Raw genomic sequence first — 25595 nt, 5'->3', positions numbered from 1 at the left:
CGGGAGCGAGACGATGGATTTCTCCCGTTTCTTCATCGACCGGCCGATCTTCGCGGTCGTGCTGTCGATCGTCATCTTCGCGCTCGGCCTGATCTCGATTCCGATGCTGCCGGCCGGCGAATATCCGGAGGTCGTGCCGCCGAGCGTCGTCGTGCGTGCCACGTACCCCGGCGCGAACCCGAAGGAAATCGCCGAGTCGGTCGCCGAACCGCTGGAAGAGGCGATCAACGGCGTCGAAGGCATCATGTACATGAAGTCGGTCGCCGGGTCGGACGGCAGCCTGCAGGTCGTCGTCACGTTCCTGCAGGGCGTCGATCCCGACACGGCCGCCGTGCGCGTGCAGAACCGCGTGAGCCAGGCGCTGTCGCGCCTGCCCGACGAAGTGCGGCAGTACGGCGTGACCACGCAGAAGCAGTCGCCCACGCCGCTGATGTACGTGAGCCTCTATTCGCCGGACAACAGCCGCGATTCGCTGTACCTGCGCAATTACCTGACGCTGCACGTGAAGGACGAGCTGTCGCGGCTCACCGGCATCGGCGACGTCGGCGTGTACGGCTCCGGTGACTACGCGATGCGGCTGTGGCTCGACCCGAACCGGCTCGCGTCGCGCGGGTTGACCGCGAGCGACGTGATCGCGGCCGTGCGCGAGCAGAACGTGCAGGTGTCGGCCGGCCAGCTCGGCGCGGAGCCGTCGCCGAAGAAAAACGACTTCCTCGTGTCGATCAACGTGCGCGGCCGCCTGCGCACGGTGCAGGAATTCGGCGACATCGTGCTGCGCAACGGCGACGACGGCCAGGTGGTGAAGCTGTCCGACGTCGCGCGCATCGAGCTCGGCGCGGGCGACTACACGCTGCGCTCGTATTTCAACGACAAGCATTCGGCCGTGGTCGGCATCTTCCTGTCGCCGGGCGCGAATGCGCTGGACGTCGCGAAGGCCGTGTACGCGAAGCTCGACGAGCTGTCGAAGCGCTTCCCGCCCGGCGTCGCGTACCGCCCCGTGTGGGACCCGACGGTGTTCGTGCGCGAATCGATCCGCGCGGTGCAGCACACGCTGGTCGAGGCCGTGGTGCTGGTCGTGCTCGTCGTGATCCTGTTCCTGCAGACCTGGCGCGCGTCGATCATTCCGCTCGTCGCGGTGCCGGTGTCGGTGGTCGGCACGTTCGCGTGGCTCTACCTGCTCGGCTATTCGATCAATACGCTCACGCTGTTCGGGTTCGTGCTCGCGATCGGCATCGTCGTCGACGATGCGATCGTGGTCGTCGAGAACGTCGAGCGCAACATCGCGCAGGGGTTGAGCCCGCGCGATGCCGCGCACCAGGCGATGCGCGAGGTGTCGGGGCCGATCGTCGCGATCGCGCTCGTGCTGTGCGCGGTGTTCGTGCCGATGGCATTCATGTCGGGCGTCACCGGCCAGTTCTACAAGCAGTTCGCGGTGACGATCGCGATCTCGACGGTGATCTCCGCGATCAACTCGCTGACGCTGTCGCCCGCGCTCGCGGCGAAGCTGCTGCGTCCGCACGGCGCGCCGAAGGATGCGTTGACGCGCGGGCTCGATCGTGCATTCGGCTGGCTGTTTCATCCGTTCAACCGCTTCTTCGAGCGCAGTTCCGACCGCTACCACGGCGTCGTCGGGCGCACGCTGAAGCGGCGCGGCGTGGTGTTCGCCGTCTATGCAGCGCTGCTCGCGGCCACCGCGCTGCTGTTCAACGCGGTGCCGGGCGGTTTCATCCCGGTGCAGGACAAGCTTTACCTGTTCGCGGGCGCGAAGCTGCCGGAAGGCGCATCGCTCGCGCGCACCAGCGCGGTGACCGAGCAGATGACGAAGATCGCGCTCGGCACCGACGGCGTCGAGATGGTGCCGGCGTTCGCGGGGCTGAACGCGCTGCAGGGCGTGAACACGCCGAACATCACGAACTCGTACGTGATCCTCAAGCCGTTCGACCAGCGTCACCGCAGCGCCGCGCAGATCAACGCGGACCTGAACGCGCGCTTCGCGGCGATCGACGGCGGCATCACCTATGCGCTGATGCCGCCGCCGATCCAGGGCCTCGGCAACGGCTCCGGCTACTCGCTGTACCTGGAGGATCGCGGCGGGCTCGGCTACGGCGAATTGCAGAAGGCGCTCGGCGCGTTCCAGGCCGCGGTCGCGAAGACGCCGGGGATGAGCTATCCCGTCAGCTCGTACCAGGCGAACATTCCGCAGCTCGAGGTGAAGGTCGACCGGCTGAAGGCGAAGGCGCAGGGCGTCGCGCTGACCGATCTGTTCAATACGTTGCAGGTGTATCTCGGCTCGATGTACGTGAACGACTTCAACGTGTTCGGCCGCGTGTATCGCGTGATGGCGCAGGCGGACGCCGGCCACCGGCAGACGGCCGCCGACATCGCGAACCTGCGCACGCGCAACGCGAAGGGCGAGATGGTGCCGATCGGCTCGATGGTGACGGTCGGGCCCGCGTACGGCCCCGACCCGGTGGTCCGCTACAACGGCTATCCGGCCGCCGACCTGATCGGCGACGCCGATCCGAAGATGATGTCGTCGTCGCAGGCGATCGCGAAGCTGCAGCAGATCGCGAAGGAGGTGCTGCCGCCGGGCATCACGCTCGAATGGACCGACCTCAGCTATCAGCAGGTCACGCAGAGCAACGCGGCGATCGTCGTGTTCCCGCTCGCGGTGATGCTGGTGTTCCTGGTGCTTGCGTCGTTGTACGAGAGCTGGACGCTGCCGCTCGCGGTGATCCTGATCGTGCCCGTGTGCATGTGCGCGGCGCTGTTCGGCGTGTGGCTGTCCGGCGGCGACAACAACGTGTTCGTGCAGGTCGGCCTGGTCGTGCTGATGGGGCTTGCGTGCAAGAACGCGATCCTGATCGTCGAATTCGCGCGCGAACTCGAGATCCAGGGCAAGGGCGTGGTCGAAGCCGCGCTCGAGGCGTGCAAGCTGCGGCTGCGTCCGATCGTGATGACGTCGGTCGCGTTCATCGCGGGCTCGGTGCCGCTGCTGATCGGCAGCGGCGCGGGCAGCGAGGTGCGGGCGGCCACCGGCATCACCGTGTTCGCCGGGATGCTGGGCGTCACGCTGTTCGGGCTGTTCCTGACGCCCGTGTTCTATGTGGCGATCCGCAAGCTCGCGGGCGGCACGCCGGCCGTCTGGAGCGAACAGCACGGCACCCTCGAAGGAGAAAACCGATGAGCGCCGCTTTCCGTCTTTCCGCGCTCGCGATATCGGTGACGCTCGCCGCATGCGCGGTGGGCCCCGATTTCAAACGGCCCGACACCGCCACCGCCGCGCGGTTCGCGCGCGACGCCCACCCGGCGACGCAGCACGATGCGGCGCCGGCCGATACGGCGCCCGAGACGCCGCCCGACGCGTCGGCTGCCGCCGATGCCACGTTCTGGCGCGGGTTCGGCGATCCGACGCTGACGCAGTTGATCGATGCCGCGCTCGCCGCGAACCAGGACCTGCAGGTCGCCGTATCGCGCTACGACGCATCGAATGCGCTGCTGTCGCAGGCCACGTTCGACCGCTATCCGACGATTACCGCGAGCGGCCAGATCGGCCATCGGCTGATGAGCAAGGACCAGGCGTTCGGCGCGCCGCGCAGCCAGCGCGATGCGCCGACGTCGAGCGTCGGCATCAATGCCGCATGGGAACTCGACCTGTTCGGCCGGGTGCGCCGCTCGGTCGAGTCGCAGCGCGCGGAAACGGCGGCCAGCGCGGCCGACGTGCGCGCGGTGCGCGTCGCGATCGCGGGTGAGGTCGCGAGCACGTACGTCGATCTGCGCGGCTCGCAGGAGCGCTTGCGGATCGCCCGCGAGAATGCCGACAACCAGAAGCAGACGCTCGCGCTGATCAATGCGCGCGTCGGCGCGGGACGCGGCTCCGAACTGGATGCGGCGCGCGCGCGTGCGCAGTACGAATCGACGACCTCGCGGATCGCCGTGTACGAAGCCGCGATCGGCGTCGACGAGCATCGGCTCGCGGTGCTGACCGGGCAGACGCCGGACGCGCTGATCGGCCGGTTCGACCTGCCGGGGACGGCCGCGTCGACCGGCACGCCGGTGCTGCTGCCGGCGCTCGCGGCCGACATCGATCCCGGCACGCCGGGCGACCTGCTGCGCCGCCGGCCCGATGTCGCGGCCGCCGAGGCGCGGCTGCATGCGGCGACCGCGCGCGTCGGCGTCGCGACCGCCGACCTGTTCCCGCGCTTCACGCTGTCGGGGCTGCTCGGCAGCGCGACGAGCAGCTACGGGTTCTTTCGCGCGGGCAGCGACACGAACCTGATCGCGCTCGGCATCGACTGGTCGTTTCTCGACGTCGGCCGCGTGCGCGCACGGATCGCCGCGAGCGACGCGGAAGCGGCCGGCCAGCTTGCGCAGTACCGGCAGACCGTGCTCGGCGCGCTGGAGGAAACCGAGAACGCGCTGCTGCGTGTCGCCCGCACGCGCGACGAGACCGCGCACCTCGTGCGCGCGGCCGACGACAGCGCGCGCGCCGCGCAGCTCGCGCAGGCCCGGTTCTCGGCCGGCGCGATCGACTACTACGAAGTGCTGGACGCGCAGCGGACGCTGCTGCAGGCGCAGGACGCCGCGGCCGACGGGCGGATGCGCAGCGCGGCATCGACGGTCGCGCTGTACAAGGCGCTCGCGGGCGGCTGGCCGTCGGGCACGGGGCAGGGCGCGCCCGGTCCGCTCGCGCGGTCGGGGCAGTAGCGCCGGCGGCGCGGCAGGCCGATGCGATGCAGCCTGCCGCGCGCCGCATGACTACACGGTGGCCGGATCGACCTTGTCGATATCGATGCCGTAACGCCGGATCGCTTCGCCGACGCGAGCCCGTTCGATCATGCCGTCGTCGGCGAGCGCCTTCAGTGCGGCGATCACGATGAAGTGCCGGTCGACCTCGAAGAACGTGCGCAGCGCCTCGCGCGTATCCGAGCGGCCGAAGCCGTCGGTGCCGAGCGACACGAAGCGGCGACCGTCGACGAACGCCCGGATCTGGTCGCCGACGATCTTCATGTAGTCGGTCGCGACGACCACCGGCCCCGCGCGGCCGTCGAGGCATTGCTGCACGTACGGCACGCGCGGCGCCGCGTCCGGATGCAGCAGGTTCCAGCGTTCCGCGGCGAGCCCGTCGCGGCGCAGCTCGGTCAGGCTCGTCGCGCTCCAGACGTCGCTCGACACGCCGAAGTCCTGCGCGAGCAGGTCGCTCGCGGCAAGCGTTTCGCGCAGGATCGCGCCGCTGCCCATCAACTGCACGCGCGGCGCGTCGGCCGCGTGCGGCGGGCCGTCGCGCAGCAGGTAGAGCCCCTTCAGGATGCCGGTTTCCGCACCGTCGGGCAGCGCCGGATGCGGATAGTTCTCGTTGAGCAGCGTGATGTAGTAGTAGACGTCCTCCTGCTCCGCGAACATCCGCCGCAACCCGTCGCGCACGATCACCGCGAGTTCGTACGCATAGGTCGGGTCGTACGACACGCAGTTCGGAATCACCGACGACAGCACGTGGCTGTGCCCGTCGTTGTGCTGCAGCCCTTCGCCCATCAGCGTCGTGCGGCCCGACGTCGCGCCGAGCAGGAAGCCGCGCGTGCGCGCGTCGCCAGCGGCCCACGCGAGATCGCCGACCCGCTGCAGCCCGAACATCGAATAGAAGATGTAGAACGGGATCGCCGGCAACCCGTGGTTGCTGTACGCGGTGCCGGCCGCGATCCACGACGCGATCGCGCCCGATTCGTTGATCCCTTCCTGCAGGATCTGCCCGTCCTTCGCTTCCTTGTAGTAGCTGAGCTGGCCCGCGTCCTGCGGCGTATAGAGCTGGCCGAGATGCGAATGGATGCCGATCTGGCGGAACAGGCCCTCCATCCCGAACGTGCGCGACTCGTCCGGCACGATCGGCACGACCAGCTTGCCGAGCTGCGGGTCCTTCAGCAGCGTGCCGAGGATGCGCACGAACGCCATCGTCGTCGACAAGCCGCGCTCGCCGGTGTCTTTCAGTTGCGCGTCGAATGCGGCGAGCGGCGGCGTCGGCAGCGGCGCGACCGCGTGGAAGCGGGCCGGCACGTGGCCGCCGAGCGCGGCGCGGCGTTCCGCGAAATAGCGTGCCTCGGCACTGCCCGGTTCCGGCTTCAGGTAAGGCAGCGCGTCGAGCTGCGCGTCGCTGATCGGCAGCGCGAAGCGGTCGCGGAATGCACGTACCGCATCCGCGCTCATCTTTTTCAACTGATGGTTCACGTTCTGGCCTTCGCCGGCTTCGCCCATCCCGAAGCCCTTGACCGTCTTCGCGAGCACGACGGTCGGCCGGCCGTCGGCGCGCATCGCCTGCGCATAGGCCGCATGCACCTTCTCCGGATCGTGGCCGCCGCGCGCCAGTTTCCAGATGTCGTCGTCGGACAGGTCGGCGACCAGATCGAGCAGTTCGGGGTACTTGCCGAAGAAATGCTCGCGCACGTAGGCGCCGCTTTGCGACTTGAAGGTCTGGTAGTCGCCGTCCACGCATTCCATCATGCGCTGGCGCAGCAGGCCCGTCGTGTCGCGTTCGAGCAGGCGATCCCAGCCGCCGCCCCAGATCACCTTGACGACGTTCCAGCCGGCCGCGCGGAACGTGCCCTCGAGTTCCTGAATGACCTTGCCGTTGCCGCGCACCGGGCCGTCGAGGCGCTGCAGATTGCAGTTGACGACGAAGATCAGGTTGTCGAGCCGCTCGCGCCCGGCCAGCGAGATCGCCGCGAGCGATTCGGGCTGGTCCATTTCGCCGTCGCCGAGAAACGCCCACACCTTGCGGCCCTGATGCGCCTTCAGCCCGCGATATTCGAGGTAGCGCATGAAACGCGCCTGATACGCGGCCGTGAGCGGCCCGAGCCCCATCGACACGGTCGGGAACTGCCAGAAATCGGGCATCAGGCGCGGATGCGGATACGACGACAGTCCGTCGCGGCCGGCTTCGCGGCCGGTCTCGCGGCGGAAATGGTCGAGCTGCGCGTCGGTGATGCGGCCTTCCAGGTACGCGCGGCCATAGATGCCGGGCGCCGAGTGGCCCTGGATGTAGACCATGTCTCCGTCGAACGTATCGGTGCGGCCGCGGAAGAAGTGGTCGAAGCCGACGTCGTACAGCACGGCCGCCGACTGGTAGGTCGCGATGTGGCCGCCGACGTTCGAATGCCGGCCGGCGCGCAGCACCATCACCATCGCGTTCCAGCGAATCATCGCGTTCAGCCGCCGCTCGAGCGCGAGATCGCCCGGGTAGGCCGGCTGCCGCTCGCGCGGCACGGTGTTCACGTACGCGGTCGTCACGCGGCCGTGCAGGTCGCCATGCCGGGCCGCGTCGAGATCGGCGAGCTGGTCGAGCAGATAGTGCGCGCGCGGACGGCCTTCGAGCGCGATCACGGATTCGAGCGCATCGAGCCATTCGCGGGTTTCCTGCGGATCGATGTCGGGTAACGCGAGAGGTGCGGTCATGCAATGTCTCCAGAAGCATCAGGCAGCGCGCAGCGACGGTCGTGGCGCCGCGTCGCGCGACGAAACGCCCGCTGGTTGGCGGGCAAGTAGTTGCAATTGCAATCGTATGGCGGGCATTGTTATCGAGGTAAAATTTAATTGCAACTGCAATTCAACGAAAGGAACGACCTGACATGAGCGCACCCGAACCCGATCTGTGGTTCTCGTTCGTCCGCGCGCACCGGACGATGATTCGCGAGATCGAGCGACGCCTTGCGGCGGCCGGCCTGCCCGCGTACGCGTGGTACGACGCGCTGTGGGGGCTCGAAAGCGGGCCCGACGGCACGCGCCGCATGCACGAACTCGCCGACGTGCTCGCGATCGAGCGCTACAACCTCACGCGGCTCGTCGATCGGCTGGAACAGGACGGGCTCGTCACGCGCGCGCGGTCGGCCGACGATGGCCGCGCGGCGTTTGCGAGCATCACCGACAAGGGGCGGACGCTGCGCAAGAAGATGTGGAAGGTGTACCAGTCGACGGTCGCGGAGCTGTTTCTCGACCAGTTCACGGGCAAGGAGCAGGCGACGATGGCCGCCGCGCTCGATCGCGCGACCGCCGCCGCGCGCGACGCGGCGGCCGACGCGAAGTAACGGCGTCCGGCGCGCATCAGCCGCGCGTATGGCCGCGCATCGCCTGCGCGGCCCAGTCGGCCGGCACGCGGCCATCGTCGGCCAGCAGGCGCAGCGCGACCGCGACGATCCAGCGCGCGGTCGGCGCGCGTGCGCCGGGCCCGGCCGAATCCGCGCCGAGCGCCGTGAAGCGGGCCGGCACGAATGCACCGATCTGCGCGGCAATGTGCCGTGCATAGCCGGTCACCGCGAGCACCGGCGTGCCGCCTTCGCCGAGGCAGGCCCGCACGTGCGGAACGCGCGGGGCGTCATGCGGATGCAGCAGGTTCCAGCGTTCGGCCGCGCGACCGTCGCGCGCGAGCTGCGTATAGCTCGGGCAGCTCCAGATCGTCGAGTCGATTCGCCATTCGTCGTGCAGCAGGTCGGCCGCTTCCCTGACCTGCGCGAGCGTGCTGCCCGCGCCGCACAGCCGGATATGCGCTGCGGCGCCGGCGGCGGCACGCCGGCCGGCCCGCACCATGCCGTTGAACGCGTCGCGGGCGGCCGACGCCGACAGCGGCTTCGCATCGGGCTCGCAGTCGTCATGGCTCGCGAGATAGACGAAGCCAGGCTGGCCGGCGACGTACAGCGTGCGCAGCGCGTGGCGCAGGATCGCGATCGCTTCGTGTCCCGACGCCGGATCGTACGGCGTGCACGCGGCGTTCGCGGCGAGCCAGTGCGGGACGTCGGGCGTCACGCCCTTCGGCCATGACGATGCGGCCGTTTCCGCGTCGTTCACGAAGATCCCGCGATCAACGGTTTCGATCGACGCGAGCCGCAACCGGTCGATCGCGCGCGCATGCAGCAGGTACAACAGCGGCCGCTCGAAGCGCTTGCCCGGATCGAGAAGCCGCAGCGGCCACGCACTGATGTGGCGATGCGCATGCGTGCCGGAAACCGGCTCGCGCGCATCGGCGCGGACGATCCACACGCGCTTCGACGTCGCCGCATCGCGTTCGAGACACTCGGCGGCTGCCCGCATCGCGCCGAGCGGCGAGACCGCCGCGCCCGGCGGCACGAGCCGCCGCGTGGTCAGCCGTTCGAGGCAGGCCGCCGCGGCGCGACGGGTATCGGGCGTCCGCACGGGCGGACCGGATCGCGCAGTCTGCATGTCCCTCCTTCGAGTACTGGCATGGCGCCGGCGTCATCGATTCCGGCATAGGATTGCAATTGCAACGATTGTAGTTGCAACGATAACCCGATGACAAGGACCGACATGACCTCGACGCACTCCCTCACGTTCTATACGGCCGACACGCCGAACGGGCACAAGATCGCGATCTACCTGGAAGAGGCCGGGCTCGCGCACGATCGCGTGCTGGTGGACCTGTCCGCCGGCGAGCAGCGCAGCCCGGCGTATCTCGCGATCAATCCGAACGGCAAGATCCCGGCCATCGTCGACCACGACACGGGGCTCGCCGTATTCGAATCCGGCGCGATCCTCGGCTATCTCGCCGCCAAGACCGGCTGCCTGCAGCCTGACACGCTGGCCGAGCGCACGGCGGTCCAGCAATGGCTGCATTTCCAGATCGGCGGGATCGGGCCGATGCTCGGCCAGCTGTGGTGGTTCCTGCATGCATCGAAGACGGTCAATGCGGAAGCGATCGACCGCTACCGGAAGGAGGCGCTGCGGCTCTACGGGGTCGTGAACGGCCGCCTGTCGGAATCGGCGTATCTCGCGTCGTCGCGGTATTCGATCGCCGATATCGCCGCGTTCCCGTGGCTGCGCACGGCGGCCGAGCTCGATCTCGACGTGACCGGCTTCCCGCACGTCGAGCGCTGGCTCGCCGAGATCGCCGCGCGGCCGGCCGTGCAACGGGGCCTGATCGCATGCCGCGCGCCGGCCGCCGAGGCGGCGCACTGACGTCGCATCGCCCGCGCCGGATGGACGGCGCGGGCGCCGGCCGCTTGGCCGCCGGGAAAACATTGTTCTCCTTCGTCGTAAACGTCTCGAATGCGTGATATTTGCGCGGCCCGATCCGGTTTAGAGTGGCCGCGAATCGATGACGATGTGTCGTATGGCCGCAGCCCCGGGCCGTACCGACGCACGAGGAGCTGGAGACAAAATGAGTGAAGGCAGGATTACGCAGGTCGAGTCGTTCGGTTTCGAGCGCATTCCCGATGCATCGCGCTATGCGCGGCCGATCGATCTGTTCCGGTTGCTGTTCGGCGGTTGCAATACGTTTTCCACATCGGTGCTCGGCAGCTTTCCCGTGCTGGTCGGGCTGTCGTTCAAGGCGGGCGTCTGCGCGATCGTGCTCGGCGTGCTCGCCGGCACCTGCATCCTCGCGCCGATGAGCCTGTTCGGCCCGCGCAACGGCACCAGCGACCCGGTGTCGTCCGGCGCGCATTTCGGCATCCACGGCCGGATCGTCGGCTCGTTCCTCGCGCTGCTCACGTCGATCGCGTTCTTCTCGCTCGCGGTGTGGAGCTCGGGCGACGCGCTCGTCGGCGGTGCGCACAACCTGGCCGGCGTGCCGGTCAACGGCTTCACGCTCGGCGCCGCGTACCTGGTGTTCGCGGTGCTCGTGCTGATCGTCTGCATCTACGGCTTCCGCTTCATGCTGTGGGTCAACAAGATCGCCGTGTGGGCCGCGAGCGTGCTGTTCGTCGCGGGCCTGTTCGCGTTCGCCGGCCTGTTCGACATGCGCTACGCGGGTACGCTGCAACAGGGCAGCGCGGGCTTCTGGGCCGCGTTCGTCGGCGCGGTGCTGGTCGCGCTGAGCAACCCGGTGTCGTTCGCGTCGACGCTGGGCGACTGGGCGCGCTACATTCCGCAGCACACGCCGAAGCGTCGCGTGATGGGGGCGGTGTTCGCCGCGCAGATCGCGACCTTCGTGCCGTTCTTCTTCGGCCTCGCGACCGCGACGATCATCGCGTCGAAGGCGCCCGCGTTCATCGCGTCGAACGACTACGTCGGCGGATTGCTCGCGATTTCGCCGCGCTGGTTCCTGCTGCCGATGTGCCTGATCGCGATCATCGGCGGGATGTCGACCGGCACGACCGCGCTGTACGGCACGGGCCTCGACGTATCGAGCATGTTCCCGCGGGTCCTGAACCGTGTGCGCGCGACGCTGCTGATCGGCACGATCGCGATCGCGTTCATCTTCGTCGGGCGTTTCTGGTTCAACCTCGTCGAAAGCGTCGCGACGTTCTCGACGCTGATCGACACGTTCAGCTGCCCGTGGATGGCGATCATGGTGATCGGCTACGTGACCCGCCGCGGTTACTATCTCGCCGACGATCTGCAGGTGTTCAATCGCGGGCTGCGCGGTGGCCACTACTGGTTCACGCACGGCTGGAACGTGCGCGCGATGGGCGCGTGGCTGCCGGCCGCGTTCGTCGGGCTCGCGTTCGTGAACCTGCCGGGCCAGTTCGTCGGGCCGCTCGGTAACCTCGCGGGCGGGCTCGACCTGAGCGTGCCGCTGTCGCTGGCGGTCGGCGGGATGCTGTACTTCGCGCTGCTGACGCTGTATCCGGAACCGGACGGCGTGTACGGCCCGCACGGGCGCCGTTTCGTGCGGGGCGGCAAGCGGAAGGCGCGCGAGGTCGGCGCACCGGCGATCCAGCCGAAGGGATACTGATTGCTGGTCGACGGATTGCACCTGATCCGGAAACGACAACGCCGCCGTGCGGGCTCAGCCGCCGGCGGCGTTGTCGTTTGGGTTGACGTTTGTGGCGAAGCGCCGCGTTGTGTCAGTGGAACGTGCTGCCCGCGAGCAGCCCGCCGTCGACGATGAATTCCGAGCCCGTGCAATACGTGGATTCGTCGGACGCGAGGAACAGCACGAGGCTGGCCACTTCGTCGGGCTTGCCGATGCGCGCGATCGGCAGGCCGCTGTAGATCGACGACGGATCGAAATCCGCGAACTCGGGCGGGCGCGCCATCACCGTATCGATGCCGCCCGGATGCACCGAGTTCACGCGAATGCCGTGGCGGCCGAATTCGAGCGCGGCGGCCTTCGTCATCCCGCGCACCGCGAACTTGCTCGACACGTAAGCGCTGCCGCCCGCGACGCCTTCCATCCCGGCCGTCGACGACACGTTGACGATCGACCCGCCGCCCGCGTCCTTCAGCGCGGCCAGTGCCGACTTCATCCCGAGCCAGCAGCCGACCTGGTTCACGTCGATCACCTTGCGGTAGTCGTCGAGCGAGCACGCTTCGATCGGCACGAGCTTCAGGATCGCCGCGTTGTTCACGAGAATGTCCAGCCGGCCGAACTGCGCGAGCGTGGCCTGAACGGCGGCGTGCCAGTCGGCTTCGTTCGTCACGTCGAGATGCTGGAAGCGTGCGGCATCGCCGAGTTCGGCCGCGACGCGCCGGCCGGCGTCGTCCAGCACGTCGGCGATCACCACGCGTGCGCCTTCGGCGACGAACCGGCGCGCTTCCGCTTCGCCCTGGCCGCGGGCGCCGCCCGTGATCAGCGCCACCTTGCCTTCGAGTCGTTTCATCGTGCTTGCTCCTGTGAGTGAAAGGGGGCGTGCGCGGCTCGCGTGGACGCGGCCGCCGCGTCCACGCTGCGGACCGGATCGCCACCGCGCCACGCGCGGGCTTCGGCGATGCCGTGCGCGATCAGGTCGCGCATGCCGGCGCCTTCGATCACTTCGATGCGCACGCCGGGATCGTCGGCGTCGTCGAGATACGCGACGCGTGTGGCCGCGTTGTGCGCATCGAACACGACGCGCAGGCCGCGGGCGGCGAGCCGTGCGACCGCCGCATCGAGATCGTCGACGACCCACGCGACGTGATGCAGGCCGACGAGCGGCTGCCCGTGCGCGTCGCGATACGGCGACGGCGTGTCGTTCGTCACGTGTATCAGTTCGATCTGCAGATCGCCGCGATACGCGAGCCCGACGTCCATCGTGACCGTCACCGGTTCGCCGAGATGGCGGCCGTCGAGCCGCACGTTGCGGAACACGGTCCACGGGCCGACCTCATGGCGGGCGCGCCAGCGCGCGATGCTGCGGTCGAGGTCGGCGACTACGTAGCCGATCTGGTCGATGGGGCCGAGGGCGGGGTCGTGCATGTCGTCTCCGTGGCGGACGCACCGGTGCGTGCCGTGCGATGCATGACGGCCATGATCGCAACAAAGCGCGTGTTTCGTGCCATCCAAACGGACGAGTAGGCGCACGCAGCGTCGTGCGATGCGGCGCCCCGACGCAACGCGTGCGCGAACTGAAAGGCGGGCAATGCGCTCGACGCGTTACCGCGCGTTCGGCCCGTTGACCGTCAGCCGGCACACGGTCGCGAGCGCGAGCAGGTTCGGGTCGCGCTCGCGACGATGCAGGAAGCTCAGGCCGATCGTCTGGCGGATCGTCGGTCCGGCGAGCGGTCGCGAGCGCGATCCGGTGCGCGACCAGATCGCGCACGCGGCCCGGCAGCAGCGAGCAGCCGACGCCGCCCGACACGAGGTTGATCAGCGAGAAGATGTCGCCCACGCGCATCACGACGTTCGGCGTGACACCGGCCGCGCGGAACGCCTCCGTGAAGCCGTGGCGCGTCGCGAAGCCTTCGCCGAGCGACACGAACGGTTCGTCGCCGCATGCGTGGAGATCGATCGCATCGCGTTGCGCATACGGCGAATCGACCGACGCGGCGAAGGACATCTCGTCCTCGAACAGCGCGATCGACTCGATCTCGGCGTCCGGGTCGGGCAGCGCCATCAGCGACGCGAGATAGGGCCACGATCCATCGGCGCGGGCCACAGGCGTGGTATCGGGCGAGCCGATGATGAGCATCGCGGCCGGCCATCTACCGCGGCGGCCGCCGCGTCATTACGCTTGGGCGATCGTCCACTCTGTCCGGAAGGTCGCCATGTCCCGGCTCGACTACACCCTGCTCGGCCCCTGCCTGCTCGCCATCGCGCTCGACGCGATGGGGTTCGGGCTCGTCTATCCGATGATGTCCGCGATCTTCAGCGATCCGCACGCGGGCATCCTGCCGGCCGACGCCGGCGCGCATGCGCGCAATTTCTATCTCGGCCTCGGCTACGGGATCTACCCGCTGTGCATGTTCTTCGGCTCGTCGCTGATGGGCGAGCTGTCCGATCGCTACGGCCGCCGCCGGATCCTGCTGCTGTGCGTGCTCGGCCTCGCGGCCGGCTACGCGCTGATGGCGGGCGGCGCGTGGCGGGCCAGCATCGCGCTGCTGCTGGCCGGCCGTGGGCTCACGGGCCTGATGGCCGGCTGCCAGGGCATCGCGCAGGCGGCCATCACCGATCTCAGCACACCCGACACGAAGGCGTACAACATGAGCATCATGTCGCTCGCGTTCAGCGCGGGCGTGATCGTCGGCCCGGTGCTCGGCGGCGTCACGTCCGACCGGACGATCTCGCCGCTGTTCGACTACGGCACGCCGTTCGTGCTGGTCGCCGCGCTGTCGCTGATCTGCGCGGGCTGGACCTGGGCGTCGTATCGCGATTCCGCCGCGCCGCGCGGCGATACGCGCATCGATCCATTGCTGCCGCTGCGGATCATCTGGGAGGCCGCGCGACAGCGCAACGTCGCGTTCCTGTCGGTGGTGTTCTTCCTGATGCAGGTCGGCTACGGACTCTACCTGCAGACCATCATGCTGCTGTTGCAGGCGAAATTCGGCTATACGAGCGCGCGGCTCGGGCTGTTCAGCGGCGTGATCGGCATCTGTTTCGTGTTCGGGCTGCTGTGTGTCGTGCGGTTGATGTTGCGCGTGTGGCGCGTGGTCGATATCGCGAAGACGGGCCTGCTCGTGGCCGGCCTTGGCCAGATCCTGTCCGCGCTGTTTCCGCACGAACCGGTGCTGTGGGCGCTCGCGATGGTCTTCGGCTGCTTCGACATGGTTGCGTACACGACGATGTATACGGCGTTTTCCGATGCCGTCAGCGACGATCGGCAGGGCTGGGCGCTCGGCGTCGCGGGCTCGGTGATGGCGGTCGCGTGGGTCGTGACGGGTGCGCTGACGAACCTGCTGCCCGTATTCGGCGAAATCGGACTGCTGCTGATCGGCGGCGCGGGTTTCCTGCTCAGCTTCGCGATGATGGTCGCGTACGGCCGCACGCGGCCGGGCGCGCGAACGGCCGCGCTCTCGTAAGTTGCTCACACGTACGTTGGCCCGATCCTGTCGGAGGTTGTCCCGCGCGCCGCTGTCGCATCGCGCCGCGCGGCCCGACACTGGCGCGTCGCGGCCGGAGAGGTTCCGGGCCGCGTGCGGCGGCGCCGGCCGGGCCGGCGCGCCGTTTCGTCAATGTACCCACCGAGAGAGCATGTCATGCAACATCCGACCATCCGTACCCTGGCCGGCGCGAGCGCGCCGACGTCGATCGCCGCCGCCCGCACCGCGCTGCTGGTGATCGATTTCCAGAACGAATACTTCAGCGGCCGCCTGCCGATTCCGGACGGGCCGCGCGCGCTGGGCAATACGCAGCGCGTGATCGCGTTCGCCGATCGCGCGGGCATTCCGGTGTTCCACGTCCAGCACGTCGATAGGGCCGACAGCCCGATCTTCGCCGACGGCAGCGACGGCTTCCGTTTTCATGCGGACCTGCAACCGGCGCCGCATCACGCCGTCGTGAAGAAAACGTCGGTGAGCGTCTTCCCGACGACCGATCTCGATGCGCGGCTCAAGGCGGCCGGCATCGACACGCTGATCGTCACCGGCCTGATGACGCATGCGTGCGTGGCCGGCGCGGCACGCGATGCGGTGCCGCTGGGCTATGCGGTGATCGTCGTCGACGATGCCTGTGCGACGCGCGACCTCGACGTCGCGGACGGCGGCACGGTGCCGCACCGCGAGCTCCATCGTGCGACGCTGGCCGCGCTGTCGGACACGTTCGGCGACGTGCTGACGACCGACCAGGTGCTGGGGCTCGGCGTCGCGTGACGGCGGCCGGTTCGCGCGTCAGCCGGCCCAGCCCGGCGCGGCGTACACGACTTCGCCGCGGAAGCACGTTTCGATTACGCGGGTCTGCGCGAACGTCTCGACCGGGTGCGCGAACGGATTGCGGTCGAGGATCGCGAAGCTCGCGTCCTTGCCCGCTTCGAGCGAGCCCGTGCAGTCGTCGAAGCGCAGCGCATACGCGGTGTTGACCGTGTAGGCCTCGAGCATCGTGAGCAGGTCGAGCCGTTCGTGCGGATTCCACGGCGGGCTGTCTGGCTGGTCGATCAGCCGGTGCGTGACGCCCGTCTGGATGATCTGCATCGGGTCCATTGTGCTGACCGACCAGTCCGAACCGGCCGCGAGCATCGCCCCCGCGTTGCGCAGGCTGCGGAACGGATAGTTGCGCGCAGTGCGCTCGGCGCCGAGCAGGTCGCGGTAGAGCTGTTGCTGCTCCTCGCGGGCGGCGGTCCACAGCGTCTGCACGCTCGCGATCGCGCCGAGCCGGTTGAAGCGGCTCATGTCGGCCGGATCGACGAGTTGCAGGTGCGCGAGCTGCGCGCGCCGGTCGCGCATCCCGTTGCGGCGCTGGACGGTTTCGAGCGCGTCGAGCGTCATGCGCACCGCGCGGTCGGCGAGCGTGTGGAAGTGCAGGTCGAAGCCGGCCGTATCGGCGAGCAGGCAGATTTCGTTCAGCGCGTCCTGACTCCACAGCGCGAGGCCGCAGTCGTCGGTGCCGGCGTACGGCTCGAGCAGCGCGGCGGTTTTCGATTCGGGCACGCCGTCGACGAAGATCTTCACCGTATGCAGGCGCAGGTTGTCGCGCTCGTACTCACGGCGCCACGCGACGAAGCGTTCGACCTGCTCGCGCGGATCGCGGCGCGGGTTCGCATAGAGGCCCGCGCTCATGTAGGCCTTCAGCGTGCCGGCGCGCTGCGCGTCGGCGTAAGCCTTGAGTTCCGCCTCCTCGACGCGTGCGTCGAACCAGCCGGTGATGCCGTAGCCGTGCGCCATCGCATGGGCTTTCGCGAGCGACTTCGGGTAGCCGGCCGGGCTCAGTTGCGGAATGATCGGGCAGACGCGGTAGAACGCCGCTTCATGCACGACGCCGGTCGGCGCGCCCGACGCATCGCGCTCGATCACGCCGCCGGACGGATCGGGCGTATCGGTGCGGATGCCGGCCGCTTCGAGCCCTTTCGTGTTGAGGCAGCCGCTGTGCACGTCGAAGCCGACCACGAGCAGCGGCCGGTCGGGCACGACCCGGTCGAGCCGTTCGCGGGTCGGATACGCGCCGAACGCGGCGAGGTTCGCGCCGCCGAGATAGACCCACGGCTCGTTCGGCGTCGCATCGGCGCATGCGCGGATGCGTTGCACGATCGTGTCCGGATCGTTGATGCCGGACAGGTCGAAGTCGCCGAGGATCTGATGGCCTTCGAGCGGATGGACGTGACCGTCGATGAAGCCGGGCAGCATCAGGCGGCCGGCGAGGTCGGCCGTGCGCGTCGCGGGGCCGGCCAGCAGGCGGATGTCGTCGTCGCGGCCGACCGCGACGATCTTGCCGTCCTTCGTCGCAAGGGCCTGCGCGAAGCGGCGCTGCGCGTCGCCCGTGTAAAGCAGGCCGTTCAGATAGACGGTATCGGCGTGTTGCATGTGTCTCCTCCGGATGGGGGCGTGTCGACGGGCGCACGCGTCCGACGGGCGGGCCGTGTGGCTCGTCCGGTCGCATGAACCCGGTCGGGTTGGAATGGGATGCGGGGCGTTATGTCCCGGCGCCGCGCGGCAAAGGTGGGGCTGCGCGGGGATGAAGGCCGACCACGGCTACCGGAGCGTCATGCCGGGTTCGTCGACGAGCGCGTATCGGTACAGCGGCGATCGACGTGCACGCGGCCGCGCGGGCCGGCGTCCCTCCGGTATTCGGCATTGCGTGTCTCCGTGGCATCCGACGCGTTCCTGTCGTCGGTGGAGACAGATACTAGGAGCGGGAGCGGCGGCTGTCTGTCATCGTTTTGAGGACAACGCGCGACAAAGGAGGACGGACGGTAGAAGTCACGACGTAGCGGTGGCGGCTAGTTGCCGCGGTCTTCCGGCGTTGCTTCTTCCTCGACGCACCACGCGAAGAGCCCGGCCCGGTTCGCGACGCCGAGTTTCGCGAGCGCACGGCCGAGATAGGTGCGTACGCTGCTCGGCTTGAGCGCGAGCGTGTCGGCGATCCGCGGAACAGGCTGGCCCTGCAGCACCGCGCGGCACACGAGCCGTTCGCGCTGCGACAGCGTCGCGCCGCTGCGCGCCAGGCGCTGTTCGAAGCGCTGCAGCAGCGCGCCGTCGTCCGAGCGCGGTGTCAGGCGGGCGAGCCGCGCATGCTGGATCAGCAGCGGCAGCACGAAATCGCCGAGCTGACGCAGCAGTGCCAGTTCGGCCAGCGTATAGGACGGCTGGCCGCGTCGGCGGAACAGCGAGAACGCATAGACGTAGTCGCGTTCGCTGCCGAGCAGCGTGCAGTCTTCGCCGAGCTCGCCGAGCGCGAACTGGCGGCCGTACTCGGTCGCCGTGTCGATTTCCTCGTTGCACGAGAACACGAGCTGCGAATCGGTCGCGCGCTCGATGTGCGGAAGCAGCGTGTCGGAGCGCCAGTCGCCCTGTATATACAGATCGAGCGCGTGGCGCGTGCCGTCCGGATCGTCGCCGCCGGCGAAGAACAGCACGTCGACGCTGTCGACCGAGTGCGACGGCGCGTCGCGACGGTAACGCGTCGCGACGCTGTAATGGGACTGCGGGTCGACGGTTTCGCGCAGCCACGCCCAGAGCCGGGCGGGAAACTGCGGACTGCCGAGGCTGGCGACCAGGTCGCCGGCGTTGCTCAGGGAAATATGGGCGGGGCTCATCGTTGACACCGTCTTCGCGAACGGCCGCGCGTGCAGGCCGTGCGTCGCGTGCGGCGGCGCGGTGGCCGGCATTGCGATCATGCGAGACGGAGGCCGGCGCGGCGGCGAAGCACGATTGTAGGGGAGTTCGCCGCCGCGGGGCATCCGCGCTTGCCCGGCGGCCGGCCGACGCTCCGGTGAGCGCGATGCGGTGCCGGTCGCGGCGTGCCGCGCGCCGGCCTCGTGCATCAGGACAATCAGAACATCGTGTTCCGGTTCGCGGACGTTTCGGGTACCGGCTGGATCACGTCCCAGTGTTCGACGATCTTGCCGTCCTTCACGCGGAAGATGTCGACCACCGCTTCGCCGCGATCGCCGGGCCGCTCGGTCGCATGCACGTGCAGGTAGACGAGATCGCCGTCGGCCGCGCTGCGGACGATGCGCGCGCGCGAAGCCGGGTTCTTCTGGAACGCGCCGACGAAGTACGACACGAACGGCTGCTTGCCGTCCGGCACGTGCGGGTTGTGCTGTTTGTAGTCGTCCGCGACGACGGCGGCGGCTTCGACTGCTTCGTGCCGGTTGAAGAAGCGGTCGTAGAACGTCAGCACCAACTGGCGGTTGGCTTCCTCCGCGGCCAGGTCGCGCGTGGCCGGGCCGGCAGCCAGCGCGGCCGCCGATGATGCGGCCAGCAGAACGAATGCGGCAACGGCGCGAGCGGGGGAGCGGAACGATGACATGTAGCGTTTTCCTTGTCTGACGGTTCGTGGAGGGATGCGCGAGCGAGACGGCGGCTTTGCGCGGCGCGCGACGATCGGCGGTCGGTGCACGCGGGGCGCGACATGCACGCCGTATCGGCATCAACGGCGCGCCGACGAGGCCACGTTGCCGCTGCCGGTATTGCGACGCCGCGGGGCATCGTCATGCTTCGTTGAACTGGCGAATCCGGGCGGCTGTCGGGCCGATCGAATGGTACAGTTGCCGCGAACCCGTCACAAGAAGTCACCGCGGTGTGAACAGGTCACGCCGCGGTGACCGCGCATCGCCCTTGAAAGAGAATGCCGTCATGCCGCTTCCGTCCGCCGACGAATCCGTCGAACTCGATCAGCCATGCCCGATCCGCGATGTGCTCGACCGCATCGGCGACCAGTGGAGCCTGCTCGTACTCGAGGCGCTGGCGGGCGGAACGATGCGCTTCAACGAACTCGGCCGTACGATCGGCGATGTGTCGAACCAGATGCTGTCGCGCACGCTGAAGCGGCTCGAACACGACGGTTTCGTCAGCCGCACGCTGTTCGCCGAAGTGCCGCCGCGTGTCGAATATGCGTTGACCGACCTCGGGCGTTCGTTCCTGACGCCGATGCAGGCGATGATCCGGTGGGCCGACGAACATCATCGCGCGATCTGCGCGGCGCGCCGTCGGGCGCGCGAGCAGGAAGGCGGCGGGCGTTGAGTGCGCTGCGTGCATCGGTTCGTTGACCGGCGGTGCGCGGCGGACGAGCTCGACGGGTTGAAGCATGTGCGGATGCATTCGCATCGCCATCGCGTGACTTCGTTGTCCGAAGGATGGCGTCGGAATGGATAGCCCGACGATAGGTTGATTTGGCACCCTTGCCGTGGCGACTGATTCCGTGGCGCGAACGGCGGCGGTTCTCGCGCGCCGTCCGGCCCGGGCGCTTCATCGGCCGGTATCGAGCCGCTGCTTACCGCCACGAACCGTCGACGTAGACCCAGACCGGCCCTTGGCGGCGCCAGTAGCCGGGCACCCAGCGGCGCCCGGGGCGCCGTGCGACCCAGCGACCGGACACCCATATATAGCGACCGCGCTGCCAGCGCCAGTAGCCGTCCGTCCATATATAGCCGTGCGGCCGCGGCGGCGGCGGGCGACGATCGTGGCGTGCCGCCGGCGGTGCGAAGCTCGGCCGATCCGCATAGGGCGGCCCGCCCGGTACGCGGTTCGGACCGGAGGGGCGATACACGGGCGGGGCGGGCTGGGCCGAGGCGGCGCGCAGCCAGCCGGTGCCGACGAAGGCGGCAGTCAATCCGATGGCGCGCAGCAACGAGCGTCGATTCATGGCGGTTCCTGTTCGGTATTCGAGGCCGCCTTACATTAGCCTGCCGGCCCACGCGCCGGGTTACGCGGGCGGTTAAGGCTGTTACCGCGTGTCACGGCGGGGGCGAGCCGCCTGTTTTGCTTTCCGATGGCTGACGGATCTCGCCGTGGCGCAGGCGCCGCTCCCTGTTTAGGGGGCGACGCGGACGTTTTAGATGCGGGGTGGCCAATATTTGAGATTGAATTGGGTAAAAATTACCGTTTTCGGGGTGCCGAACCGAATCCGCTTGTTGTTTCTATGCAACCGTCAAGACGATGACATGAAAGAATGATGCGATGAAAGCCTCCAAAAAGCCGTCGTCAAGAAGTCAAAAATAGACGTTAAAACAAATACTTATGACGCGGCCCCACTTTCATTATTTCTAGTTCTGGAAAAGCTTATTTCTTTATTTGCGGATCGCTCCCCTAGGGTACACCCCTAAACTCACGGTTCCCAAACGGGCAACTATCCGGGCGCCGCCAGCAGGACCGATGGCGCTCCCGGGCGGTTGCAGACCGTTTATGAACAAGGTCGCGAGACCTGCCTCTTTTTAGAAGGGAGCTCCACGAATGAACAAGACTCTGATCGTTGCAGCAGCTGCAGCATCGTTCGCTACCGTCGCTCACGCGCAAAGCAGCGTCACGCTGTACGGCGTGCTGGACGCAGGCATCACCTACCAAAGCAACGTCGCCAGCAAGTCGCTGTGGTCGATGGGCTCGGGTATCGACCAGAGCCGTTTCGGCCTGCGTGGTTCGGAAGACCTCGGTGGCGGCCTGAAGGCAATCTTCACGTTGGAAAGCGGCTTCAACATCGGTAACGGCCGTCTGGGCAACAACGGTGGCATGTTCAACCGTCAAGCATTCGTCGGCCTGTCGAGCCAGTACGGCACGGTCACGCTGGGTAAGCAATACGACGCAACGCAAGACTACCTGGCGCCGCTGACGGCAACGGGTTCGTGGGGCGGCACGTACTTCGCTCACCCGCTGAACAACGACCGCCTGAGCACGAACGGTGATGTCGCGCTGAACAACTCGATCAAGTACACGAGCGCTAACTACGCTGGCCTGCAATTCGGCGGCACGTACTCGTTCTCGAACAACCAGAACTTCGGCAACAACCGTGCATACAGCGGCGGCCTGTCGTACCAGTTCCAAGGCCTGAAGCTGGGTGCAGCATACTCGCAAGCAAACCTGGGTGACGGTACCAACGCCAACGGCGCGACGAACATCGCTGCACAAGGCCGTGTCCGTACGTACGGTGCTGCTGCTGGCTACGCATTCGGCCCGGCACAAGTCGGTGCTGCATGGACGCAATCGCGTATCGACAACCGCGCTGCAGGCGTTCCGTCGCTGCGCGCTGACAACTACGAAGTCAACGCAAAGTACAACCTGACGCCGGCTCTCGGCCTGGGTGCTGCTTACACGTACACGAACGCGAAGGTTGATGGTTCGAGCGCACACTGGAACCAGTTCGGTCTGCAAGCTGACTACGCACTGTCGAAGCGCACGGACGTCTACGCACAAGCTGTGTACCAACGTGCTTCGAAGAACGCTGGCGGCGCGTCGATCTACAACGGCGACCTGTCGACGGCTCCGAGCTCGTCGATCAACCAAACCGCAGCAACGGTTGGTCTGCGTCACCGCTTCTAAGCGTGACGGGCGGGGTAACCCGCTTCGCAGCATCAAAAAAGGCGCCTTCGGGCGCCTTTTTTTCGTCTGTTGAACGCGATGGCGGCAATCCGGATCGTCCGGATGCAAAAAAGCGAGGCCGGTGCCTCGCTTTTTCCGTTTTGCGCCCGTATCGCGCGGCGCTGGTCGACCGGCGGCTCAGCGCGTGTATTCGCCGTTGGCTTCCGGCTGGAACACGATCGCGGCGACCTTCATCAGCTTTTCGGCGCCGCTCGGCTGCATCACCTTGACCATCTGGCCGCGTTGCGTGCCCAGCAGCGCCATGCCGACGGGCGAGAAGACGTTCAGGCGGCCGAGTTCGAGGTTGGCGGCGTCCGGATAAACGATCGTCCAGGTGGCCTGTTCCTGGGTCGCTTCGTCGAGCAGCGTGATCTGCGAGTTCATCGTGACGACGTTTGCCTTGATGGCGTCGGGCTGAACGATGTCGGCGCGTTCGAGCAGCGTGTCGAGCATCGTCTGGAAGCGCGGATTGTGCTCGGCGTGCTTTTCGAGGCGAGCGACGTCGAGTTCGGTCAGCTGGTAAAGGCGTTGTTTCATGGCAGTTCTCCAAATGATCGGCAGGGGCAGGCGTGGCGTGCCTATGAGGATCGCCCGGAGCCTGTCTAACCTGGCTCCGGGTGGAGACCGAGCGGTCAGATCAGGCGCCGGGCAGGGGCGAGCGGCGCCTGGGCCGTGCGTCGAGCGAGGGGGTGTGCCGGCTGGCCGGCACGCGCGCGCACGCCGGCCGGGCCGGACGGCGAAACCGAAATGGGCGTGAGCGCGTACATGGTGGATGGAATATCGACTGGCGAATAGAACCTTACGATTCTACAACACAACCTTCCGGACAGGTGATCCGGCTGTTGGCCTTTCGTCAGCGATTGTTGTGTAGATGAAGCAAGTTGCAACGACCGTGTCTGGAAACAGTGTGCGATTTTTTCCAAAAATGCAACGCTGTATATTCAAACTAAGGGTTTCCCCTTGGAATGGCGCGCACTACACTGAATTCAATCGCTTCAGACAGTCCTGCCGAGGCGACGTCAAAAGAGAACATATTCCGGAGGTAAATCATGAAGTCGATCATCTACGCAGCCATCGCCGCATCCGTCCTTGCCGCTCCGATTGCATCGTTCGCGCAGTCCGAGCAGGGGTTGACCCGCGCTCAGGTCAAGGCCGAACTCGTGCAACTCGAGCAGAACGGCTACAAGCCGCTGGCGAGCGATTCGCAATATCCGAGCAACATTCAGGCCGCCGAGCAGCGTATCCAGCCGAACCAGCCGATGCTCGCGCAAGCCGACACGAGCGGTTACGGTGCCGTGGCCACGGGGGCCGCGCAAGCCGGCCGTCGCGTGACGCGGGAAGCGCCGAATCCGGTGAACTCGGTCTACTTCGGTAACTGATTGAACGTCCCCGGTCCTGCCCGAGCGCACCGCTGAATTGACGAGACGCGCGCCCGTTGCGCGCGTCGTTCGCCCGCAGGAGCAGAACCTCCGTCGCCGCATGCCGGCGGCTTTCCGCCCAGACGCTGACGCGTTTGGGCCTTTTTTGCTGGGCCGGATCAGGCGGACGTGACGGTGGGCGTGCCGTGGATATAGTGTTCGAGCTGGCTGATCGTGAACTGCTGATCGGCGATCACGCTCTTCACGAGGTCGCCGATCGAGATGAGACCGACCAGCTTGCCGCCGTCGAGCACGGGCAGGTGGCGCATCCGGTGCTCGGTCATCAGCGCCATGCACTCGTCGGTGGATTGTGACGGTTCGACGTAGCGCACCTTTGCCGTCATGATTTCCTCGACGCGGGTGGCTTTCGACGAGCGGTCCTGCAGGACGACCTTGCGCGCGTAGTCGCGCTCGGTGACGATGCCCGCGATGTCGTCGCCGTCGACGACCAGCAGCGCGCCAATGCCCTTTTCGGCCATCAGCTTGATGGCGTCGTAGACGAAGTCGCTCTTCGTGACGGTGTAGATGGTGCGGCCCGAATCCGGCTTGGCCTTGAGAATTTGCGCGACAGTCGTGCTCATTCGCTTTCTCCGTGTGCAGGTCGATGCAGGGCAGGCGGGGCGTGATGCGCGTCACCCGGTGAGCCCAGTATAGCCGGGCGGGCGGCGGCAGTCGCGTGACGTTTCCAGATTAGCGGTAAACTCCCGTCACGCACCATCCACACAACTCCTACATTCCTGAACGTTTCGATTGAATTCATGATGTCTTCGCGTCCCCAATCGCCCACGCCGGGCAATGGCCAGGCCGACGAGTGCGTGACGCTCGTCGCCACGGCGTCGCTGCCTACGCGCTACGGTACGTTCACGTCATACGCGTTTCGCGTATCGGGCAGCGATGCCGAACATCTCGCGCTCGTGATGGGCGACGTGACGGGCGAGCAGTCCGTGCTGACCCGGCTGCATTCCGAATGCCTGACCGGTGACGTGTTCGGCTCGTACCGCTGCGACTGCGGCGAGCAACTCGATCTCGCATTGCGTTACATCGCGGCCGAAGACCGCGGCGTGCTGCTGTATCTGCGCGGCCATGAAGGCCGCGGCATCGGCCTGAGCAACAAGATCCGCGCGTACGCGTTGCAGGAGCAGGGGCGCGACACCGTCGAGGCGAACCTCGATCTCGGCCTGCCCGACGACGCCCGCGAGTACGACTCGGCCGCTGCGATCCTGCGCATCCTTGGGGTGACGTCGGTGCGGCTGATGAGCAACAATCCGAAGAAATTCGACACGCTCGTGAAGCATGGCATTCCCGTCTGCGAGCGCGTGGCGCTTGCGGTGCCCGTGCGCGAGGAAAACGAGCGATATATCCGCACGAAGCAGACGAAGTTCGGGCACTACTTCGAGGAAAACGAGTAACCTGAGCGGGCGGCGCTAGCGCTCGTTTCTCGTCAGCAATTCTTCCGATCGTCGCTGGTACAAGCGACGATCGCGACTTCCTTCCCCTCATGCGTTCCAGTGCCGCGCTTGTGGCGTCATCTGCATTGAGTCCACAGTCGTCCTTCCGTACTCCCGTAACGATCACGCCATCGAATCGATATCGAACGTC

Annotated in this window: 21 protein-coding genes and 1 pseudogene; 11 read left to right on the top strand and 11 right to left on the bottom strand. The window is 67.5% G+C overall.

Annotated features, from left to right (window positions below):
* Nucleotides 1-13 precede the first annotated feature (13 nt).
* Both MMB92_RS08845 and MMB92_RS08840 read left to right on the top strand, forming a co-directional pair.
* Nucleotides 14-3187 carry a multidrug efflux RND transporter permease subunit gene (locus tag MMB92_RS08845; RefSeq protein WP_277562663.1) on the top strand — a complete coding sequence of 1058 codons (3174 nt, stop codon included), beginning with the start codon at nucleotides 14-16 and terminating at the stop codon, nucleotides 3185-3187.
* Nucleotides 3184-4707 (top strand): efflux transporter outer membrane subunit, encoded by a 1524-nt coding sequence (locus tag MMB92_RS08840; protein WP_277562662.1) that lies wholly within the window; start codon nucleotides 3184-3186, stop codon nucleotides 4705-4707. Before MMB92_RS08845 ends, MMB92_RS08840 begins: the two co-directional genes overlap by 4 nt.
* 51 nt (nucleotides 4708-4758) lie before the next feature.
* Here MMB92_RS08840 and aceE read toward each other — a convergent pair whose 3' ends face one another.
* Nucleotides 4759-7443 (bottom strand): pyruvate dehydrogenase (acetyl-transferring), homodimeric type, encoded by a 2685-nt coding sequence (aceE, locus tag MMB92_RS08835; RefSeq protein ID WP_212260871.1) that lies wholly within the window; start codon nucleotides 7441-7443, stop codon nucleotides 4759-4761.
* Between the two features lie 173 nt (nucleotides 7444-7616).
* Between aceE and MMB92_RS08830 the strand changes: the two genes are divergently transcribed.
* Nucleotides 7617-8072, top strand: a complete 456-nt coding sequence (locus MMB92_RS08830) for a MarR family transcriptional regulator (protein WP_006485425.1) — start codon at nucleotides 7617-7619, stop codon at nucleotides 8070-8072.
* Between the two features lie 16 nt (nucleotides 8073-8088).
* Here MMB92_RS08830 and MMB92_RS08825 read toward each other — a convergent pair whose 3' ends face one another.
* A complete protein-coding gene (locus tag MMB92_RS08825) occupies nucleotides 8089-9201 on the bottom strand; it encodes a pyruvate dehydrogenase (protein WP_200061706.1) in 1113 nt (370 codons plus the stop codon).
* Between the two features lie 105 nt (nucleotides 9202-9306).
* On the opposite strand from MMB92_RS08825, the gene MMB92_RS08820 reads away from it, so the two are divergent.
* Together MMB92_RS08820 and MMB92_RS08815 are read left to right on the top strand one after the other, a co-directional pair.
* Nucleotides 9307-9954 (top strand): glutathione binding-like protein, encoded by a 648-nt coding sequence (locus tag MMB92_RS08820; protein WP_034202167.1) that lies wholly within the window; start codon nucleotides 9307-9309, stop codon nucleotides 9952-9954.
* 202 nt (nucleotides 9955-10156) lie between these two features.
* Entirely contained in the window at nucleotides 10157-11674 is a 1518-nt protein-coding gene (locus MMB92_RS08815; RefSeq protein ID WP_006486042.1) for a cytosine permease, read from the top strand.
* Nucleotides 11675-11786: 112 nt separating this feature from the next.
* On the opposite strand, the gene MMB92_RS08810 is transcribed toward MMB92_RS08815, so the two are convergent.
* The 3 genes and pseudogenes from MMB92_RS08810 to MMB92_RS08800 form a co-directional block, all read right to left on the bottom strand.
* A complete protein-coding gene (locus MMB92_RS08810) occupies nucleotides 11787-12542 on the bottom strand; it encodes a glucose 1-dehydrogenase (protein ID WP_006496902.1) in 756 nt (251 codons plus the stop codon).
* Nucleotides 12539-13117, bottom strand: a complete 579-nt coding sequence (locus MMB92_RS08805; protein ID WP_058903264.1) for a VOC family protein — start codon at nucleotides 13115-13117, stop codon at nucleotides 12539-12541. Before MMB92_RS08805 ends, MMB92_RS08810 begins: the two co-directional genes overlap by 4 nt.
* A gap of 177 nt (nucleotides 13118-13294) precedes the next feature.
* A pseudogene (locus tag MMB92_RS08800) lies at nucleotides 13295-13763 on the bottom strand (LysR substrate-binding domain-containing protein); the annotation flags it as partial.
* Between the two features lie 142 nt (nucleotides 13764-13905).
* Between MMB92_RS08800 and MMB92_RS08795 the strand changes: the two are divergent.
* Both MMB92_RS08795 and MMB92_RS08790 read left to right on the top strand, forming a co-directional pair.
* On the top strand, nucleotides 13906-15156 hold the full coding sequence (locus tag MMB92_RS08795; protein WP_277562661.1) for an MFS transporter: 1251 nt from the start codon (nucleotides 13906-13908) through the stop codon (nucleotides 15154-15156).
* A 177-nt stretch (nucleotides 15157-15333) separates the two neighbouring features.
* Nucleotides 15334-15945 carry a cysteine hydrolase family protein gene (locus MMB92_RS08790; protein ID WP_062910392.1) on the top strand — a complete coding sequence of 204 codons (612 nt, stop codon included), beginning with the start codon at nucleotides 15334-15336 and terminating at the stop codon, nucleotides 15943-15945.
* A gap of 18 nt (nucleotides 15946-15963) precedes the next feature.
* On the opposite strand, the gene MMB92_RS08785 is transcribed toward MMB92_RS08790, so the two are convergent.
* From MMB92_RS08785 to MMB92_RS08775, 3 genes are all read right to left on the bottom strand, one after another.
* Nucleotides 15964-17589 carry an amidohydrolase gene (locus MMB92_RS08785; RefSeq protein WP_277562660.1) on the bottom strand — a complete coding sequence of 542 codons (1626 nt, stop codon included), beginning with the start codon at nucleotides 17587-17589 and terminating at the stop codon, nucleotides 15964-15966.
* A gap of 416 nt (nucleotides 17590-18005) precedes the next feature.
* Nucleotides 18006-18821, bottom strand: a complete 816-nt coding sequence (locus MMB92_RS08780; protein WP_277562659.1) for a helix-turn-helix transcriptional regulator — start codon at nucleotides 18819-18821, stop codon at nucleotides 18006-18008.
* Between the two features lie 236 nt (nucleotides 18822-19057).
* On the bottom strand, nucleotides 19058-19537 hold the full coding sequence (locus tag MMB92_RS08775) for a nuclear transport factor 2 family protein (RefSeq protein ID WP_006496909.1): 480 nt from the start codon (nucleotides 19535-19537) through the stop codon (nucleotides 19058-19060).
* Between the two features lie 326 nt (nucleotides 19538-19863).
* Between MMB92_RS08775 and MMB92_RS08770 the strand changes: the two genes are divergently transcribed.
* On the top strand, nucleotides 19864-20250 hold the full coding sequence (locus MMB92_RS08770) for a helix-turn-helix domain-containing protein (RefSeq protein WP_006486039.1): 387 nt from the start codon (nucleotides 19864-19866) through the stop codon (nucleotides 20248-20250).
* 250 nt (nucleotides 20251-20500) lie between these two features.
* Here MMB92_RS08770 and MMB92_RS08765 read toward each other — a convergent pair whose 3' ends face one another.
* Nucleotides 20501-20872: a YXWGXW repeat-containing protein gene (locus MMB92_RS08765; protein WP_020979551.1), complete on the bottom strand. Its 372-nt coding sequence runs from the start codon at nucleotides 20870-20872 to the stop codon at nucleotides 20501-20503.
* A 587-nt stretch (nucleotides 20873-21459) separates the two neighbouring features.
* Here MMB92_RS08765 and MMB92_RS08760 point away from each other — a divergent pair.
* Complete coding sequence (locus MMB92_RS08760) at nucleotides 21460-22539, top strand: porin (protein ID WP_006486033.1); 1080 nt, start codon at nucleotides 21460-21462, stop codon at nucleotides 22537-22539.
* A 177-nt stretch (nucleotides 22540-22716) separates the two neighbouring features.
* On the opposite strand, the gene MMB92_RS08755 is transcribed toward MMB92_RS08760, so the two are convergent.
* Nucleotides 22717-23115: a GreA/GreB family elongation factor gene (locus tag MMB92_RS08755; RefSeq protein ID WP_006486027.1), complete on the bottom strand. Its 399-nt coding sequence runs from the start codon at nucleotides 23113-23115 to the stop codon at nucleotides 22717-22719.
* 512 nt (nucleotides 23116-23627) lie between these two features.
* Between MMB92_RS08755 and MMB92_RS08750 the strand changes: the two genes are divergently transcribed.
* Complete coding sequence (locus MMB92_RS08750) at nucleotides 23628-23957, top strand: DUF4148 domain-containing protein (protein ID WP_006486030.1); 330 nt, start codon at nucleotides 23628-23630, stop codon at nucleotides 23955-23957.
* A 158-nt stretch (nucleotides 23958-24115) separates the two neighbouring features.
* On the opposite strand, the gene MMB92_RS08745 is transcribed toward MMB92_RS08750, so the two are convergent.
* On the bottom strand, nucleotides 24116-24577 hold the full coding sequence (locus MMB92_RS08745; RefSeq protein WP_006486040.1) for a CBS domain-containing protein: 462 nt from the start codon (nucleotides 24575-24577) through the stop codon (nucleotides 24116-24118).
* 177 nt (nucleotides 24578-24754) lie between these two features.
* On the opposite strand from MMB92_RS08745, the gene ribA reads away from it, so the two are divergent.
* Nucleotides 24755-25405 (top strand): GTP cyclohydrolase II, encoded by a 651-nt coding sequence (ribA, locus tag MMB92_RS08740; RefSeq protein ID WP_006480964.1) that lies wholly within the window; start codon nucleotides 24755-24757, stop codon nucleotides 25403-25405.
* The last annotated feature ends 190 nt before the right edge of the window (nucleotides 25406-25595 follow it).

Origin of the sequence: Burkholderia sp. IO2, from assembly GCF_029522185.1 — a bacterium.
Classification (GTDB): domain Bacteria; phylum Pseudomonadota; class Gammaproteobacteria; order Burkholderiales; family Burkholderiaceae; genus Burkholderia; species Burkholderia cenocepacia.
Note: the sequence above shows the minus strand (reverse complement) of the source record. Positions and strands in the feature narration are given on the sequence as shown.

Excerpts from the sequence above, each read along its gene's own strand:
- MMB92_RS08845 (WP_277562663.1), top strand. The coding sequence starts at position 14 with ATGGATTTCTCCCGTTTCTTCATCGACCGGCCGATCTTCGCGGTCGTG.
- MMB92_RS08840 (WP_277562662.1), top strand. The coding sequence starts at position 3,184 with ATGAGCGCCGCTTTCCGTCTTTCCGCGCTCGCGATATCGGTGACGCTC.
- aceE (WP_212260871.1), bottom strand. The coding sequence starts at position 7,443 with ATGACCGCACCTCTCGCGTTACCCGACATCGATCCGCAGGAAACCCGC.
- MMB92_RS08830 (WP_006485425.1), top strand. The coding sequence starts at position 7,617 with ATGAGCGCACCCGAACCCGATCTGTGGTTCTCGTTCGTCCGCGCGCAC.
- MMB92_RS08825 (WP_200061706.1), bottom strand. The coding sequence starts at position 9,201 with ATGCAGACTGCGCGATCCGGTCCGCCCGTGCGGACGCCCGATACCCGT.
- MMB92_RS08820 (WP_034202167.1), top strand. The coding sequence starts at position 9,307 with ATGACCTCGACGCACTCCCTCACGTTCTATACGGCCGACACGCCGAAC.
- MMB92_RS08815 (WP_006486042.1), top strand. The coding sequence starts at position 10,157 with ATGAGTGAAGGCAGGATTACGCAGGTCGAGTCGTTCGGTTTCGAGCGC.
- MMB92_RS08810 (WP_006496902.1), bottom strand. The coding sequence starts at position 12,542 with ATGAAACGACTCGAAGGCAAGGTGGCGCTGATCACGGGCGGCGCCCGC.
- MMB92_RS08805 (WP_058903264.1), bottom strand. The coding sequence starts at position 13,117 with ATGCACGACCCCGCCCTCGGCCCCATCGACCAGATCGGCTACGTAGTC.
- MMB92_RS08795 (WP_277562661.1), top strand. The coding sequence starts at position 13,906 with ATGTCCCGGCTCGACTACACCCTGCTCGGCCCCTGCCTGCTCGCCATC.
- MMB92_RS08790 (WP_062910392.1), top strand. The coding sequence starts at position 15,334 with ATGCAACATCCGACCATCCGTACCCTGGCCGGCGCGAGCGCGCCGACG.
- MMB92_RS08785 (WP_277562660.1), bottom strand. The coding sequence starts at position 17,589 with ATGCAACACGCCGATACCGTCTATCTGAACGGCCTGCTTTACACGGGC.
- MMB92_RS08780 (WP_277562659.1), bottom strand. The coding sequence starts at position 18,821 with ATGAGCCCCGCCCATATTTCCCTGAGCAACGCCGGCGACCTGGTCGCC.
- MMB92_RS08775 (WP_006496909.1), bottom strand. The coding sequence starts at position 19,537 with ATGTCATCGTTCCGCTCCCCCGCTCGCGCCGTTGCCGCATTCGTTCTG.
- MMB92_RS08770 (WP_006486039.1), top strand. The coding sequence starts at position 19,864 with ATGCCGCTTCCGTCCGCCGACGAATCCGTCGAACTCGATCAGCCATGC.
- MMB92_RS08765 (WP_020979551.1), bottom strand. The coding sequence starts at position 20,872 with ATGAATCGACGCTCGTTGCTGCGCGCCATCGGATTGACTGCCGCCTTC.
- MMB92_RS08760 (WP_006486033.1), top strand. The coding sequence starts at position 21,460 with ATGAACAAGACTCTGATCGTTGCAGCAGCTGCAGCATCGTTCGCTACC.
- MMB92_RS08755 (WP_006486027.1), bottom strand. The coding sequence starts at position 23,115 with ATGAAACAACGCCTTTACCAGCTGACCGAACTCGACGTCGCTCGCCTC.
- MMB92_RS08750 (WP_006486030.1), top strand. The coding sequence starts at position 23,628 with ATGAAGTCGATCATCTACGCAGCCATCGCCGCATCCGTCCTTGCCGCT.
- MMB92_RS08745 (WP_006486040.1), bottom strand. The coding sequence starts at position 24,577 with ATGAGCACGACTGTCGCGCAAATTCTCAAGGCCAAGCCGGATTCGGGC.
- ribA (WP_006480964.1), top strand. The coding sequence starts at position 24,755 with ATGATGTCTTCGCGTCCCCAATCGCCCACGCCGGGCAATGGCCAGGCC.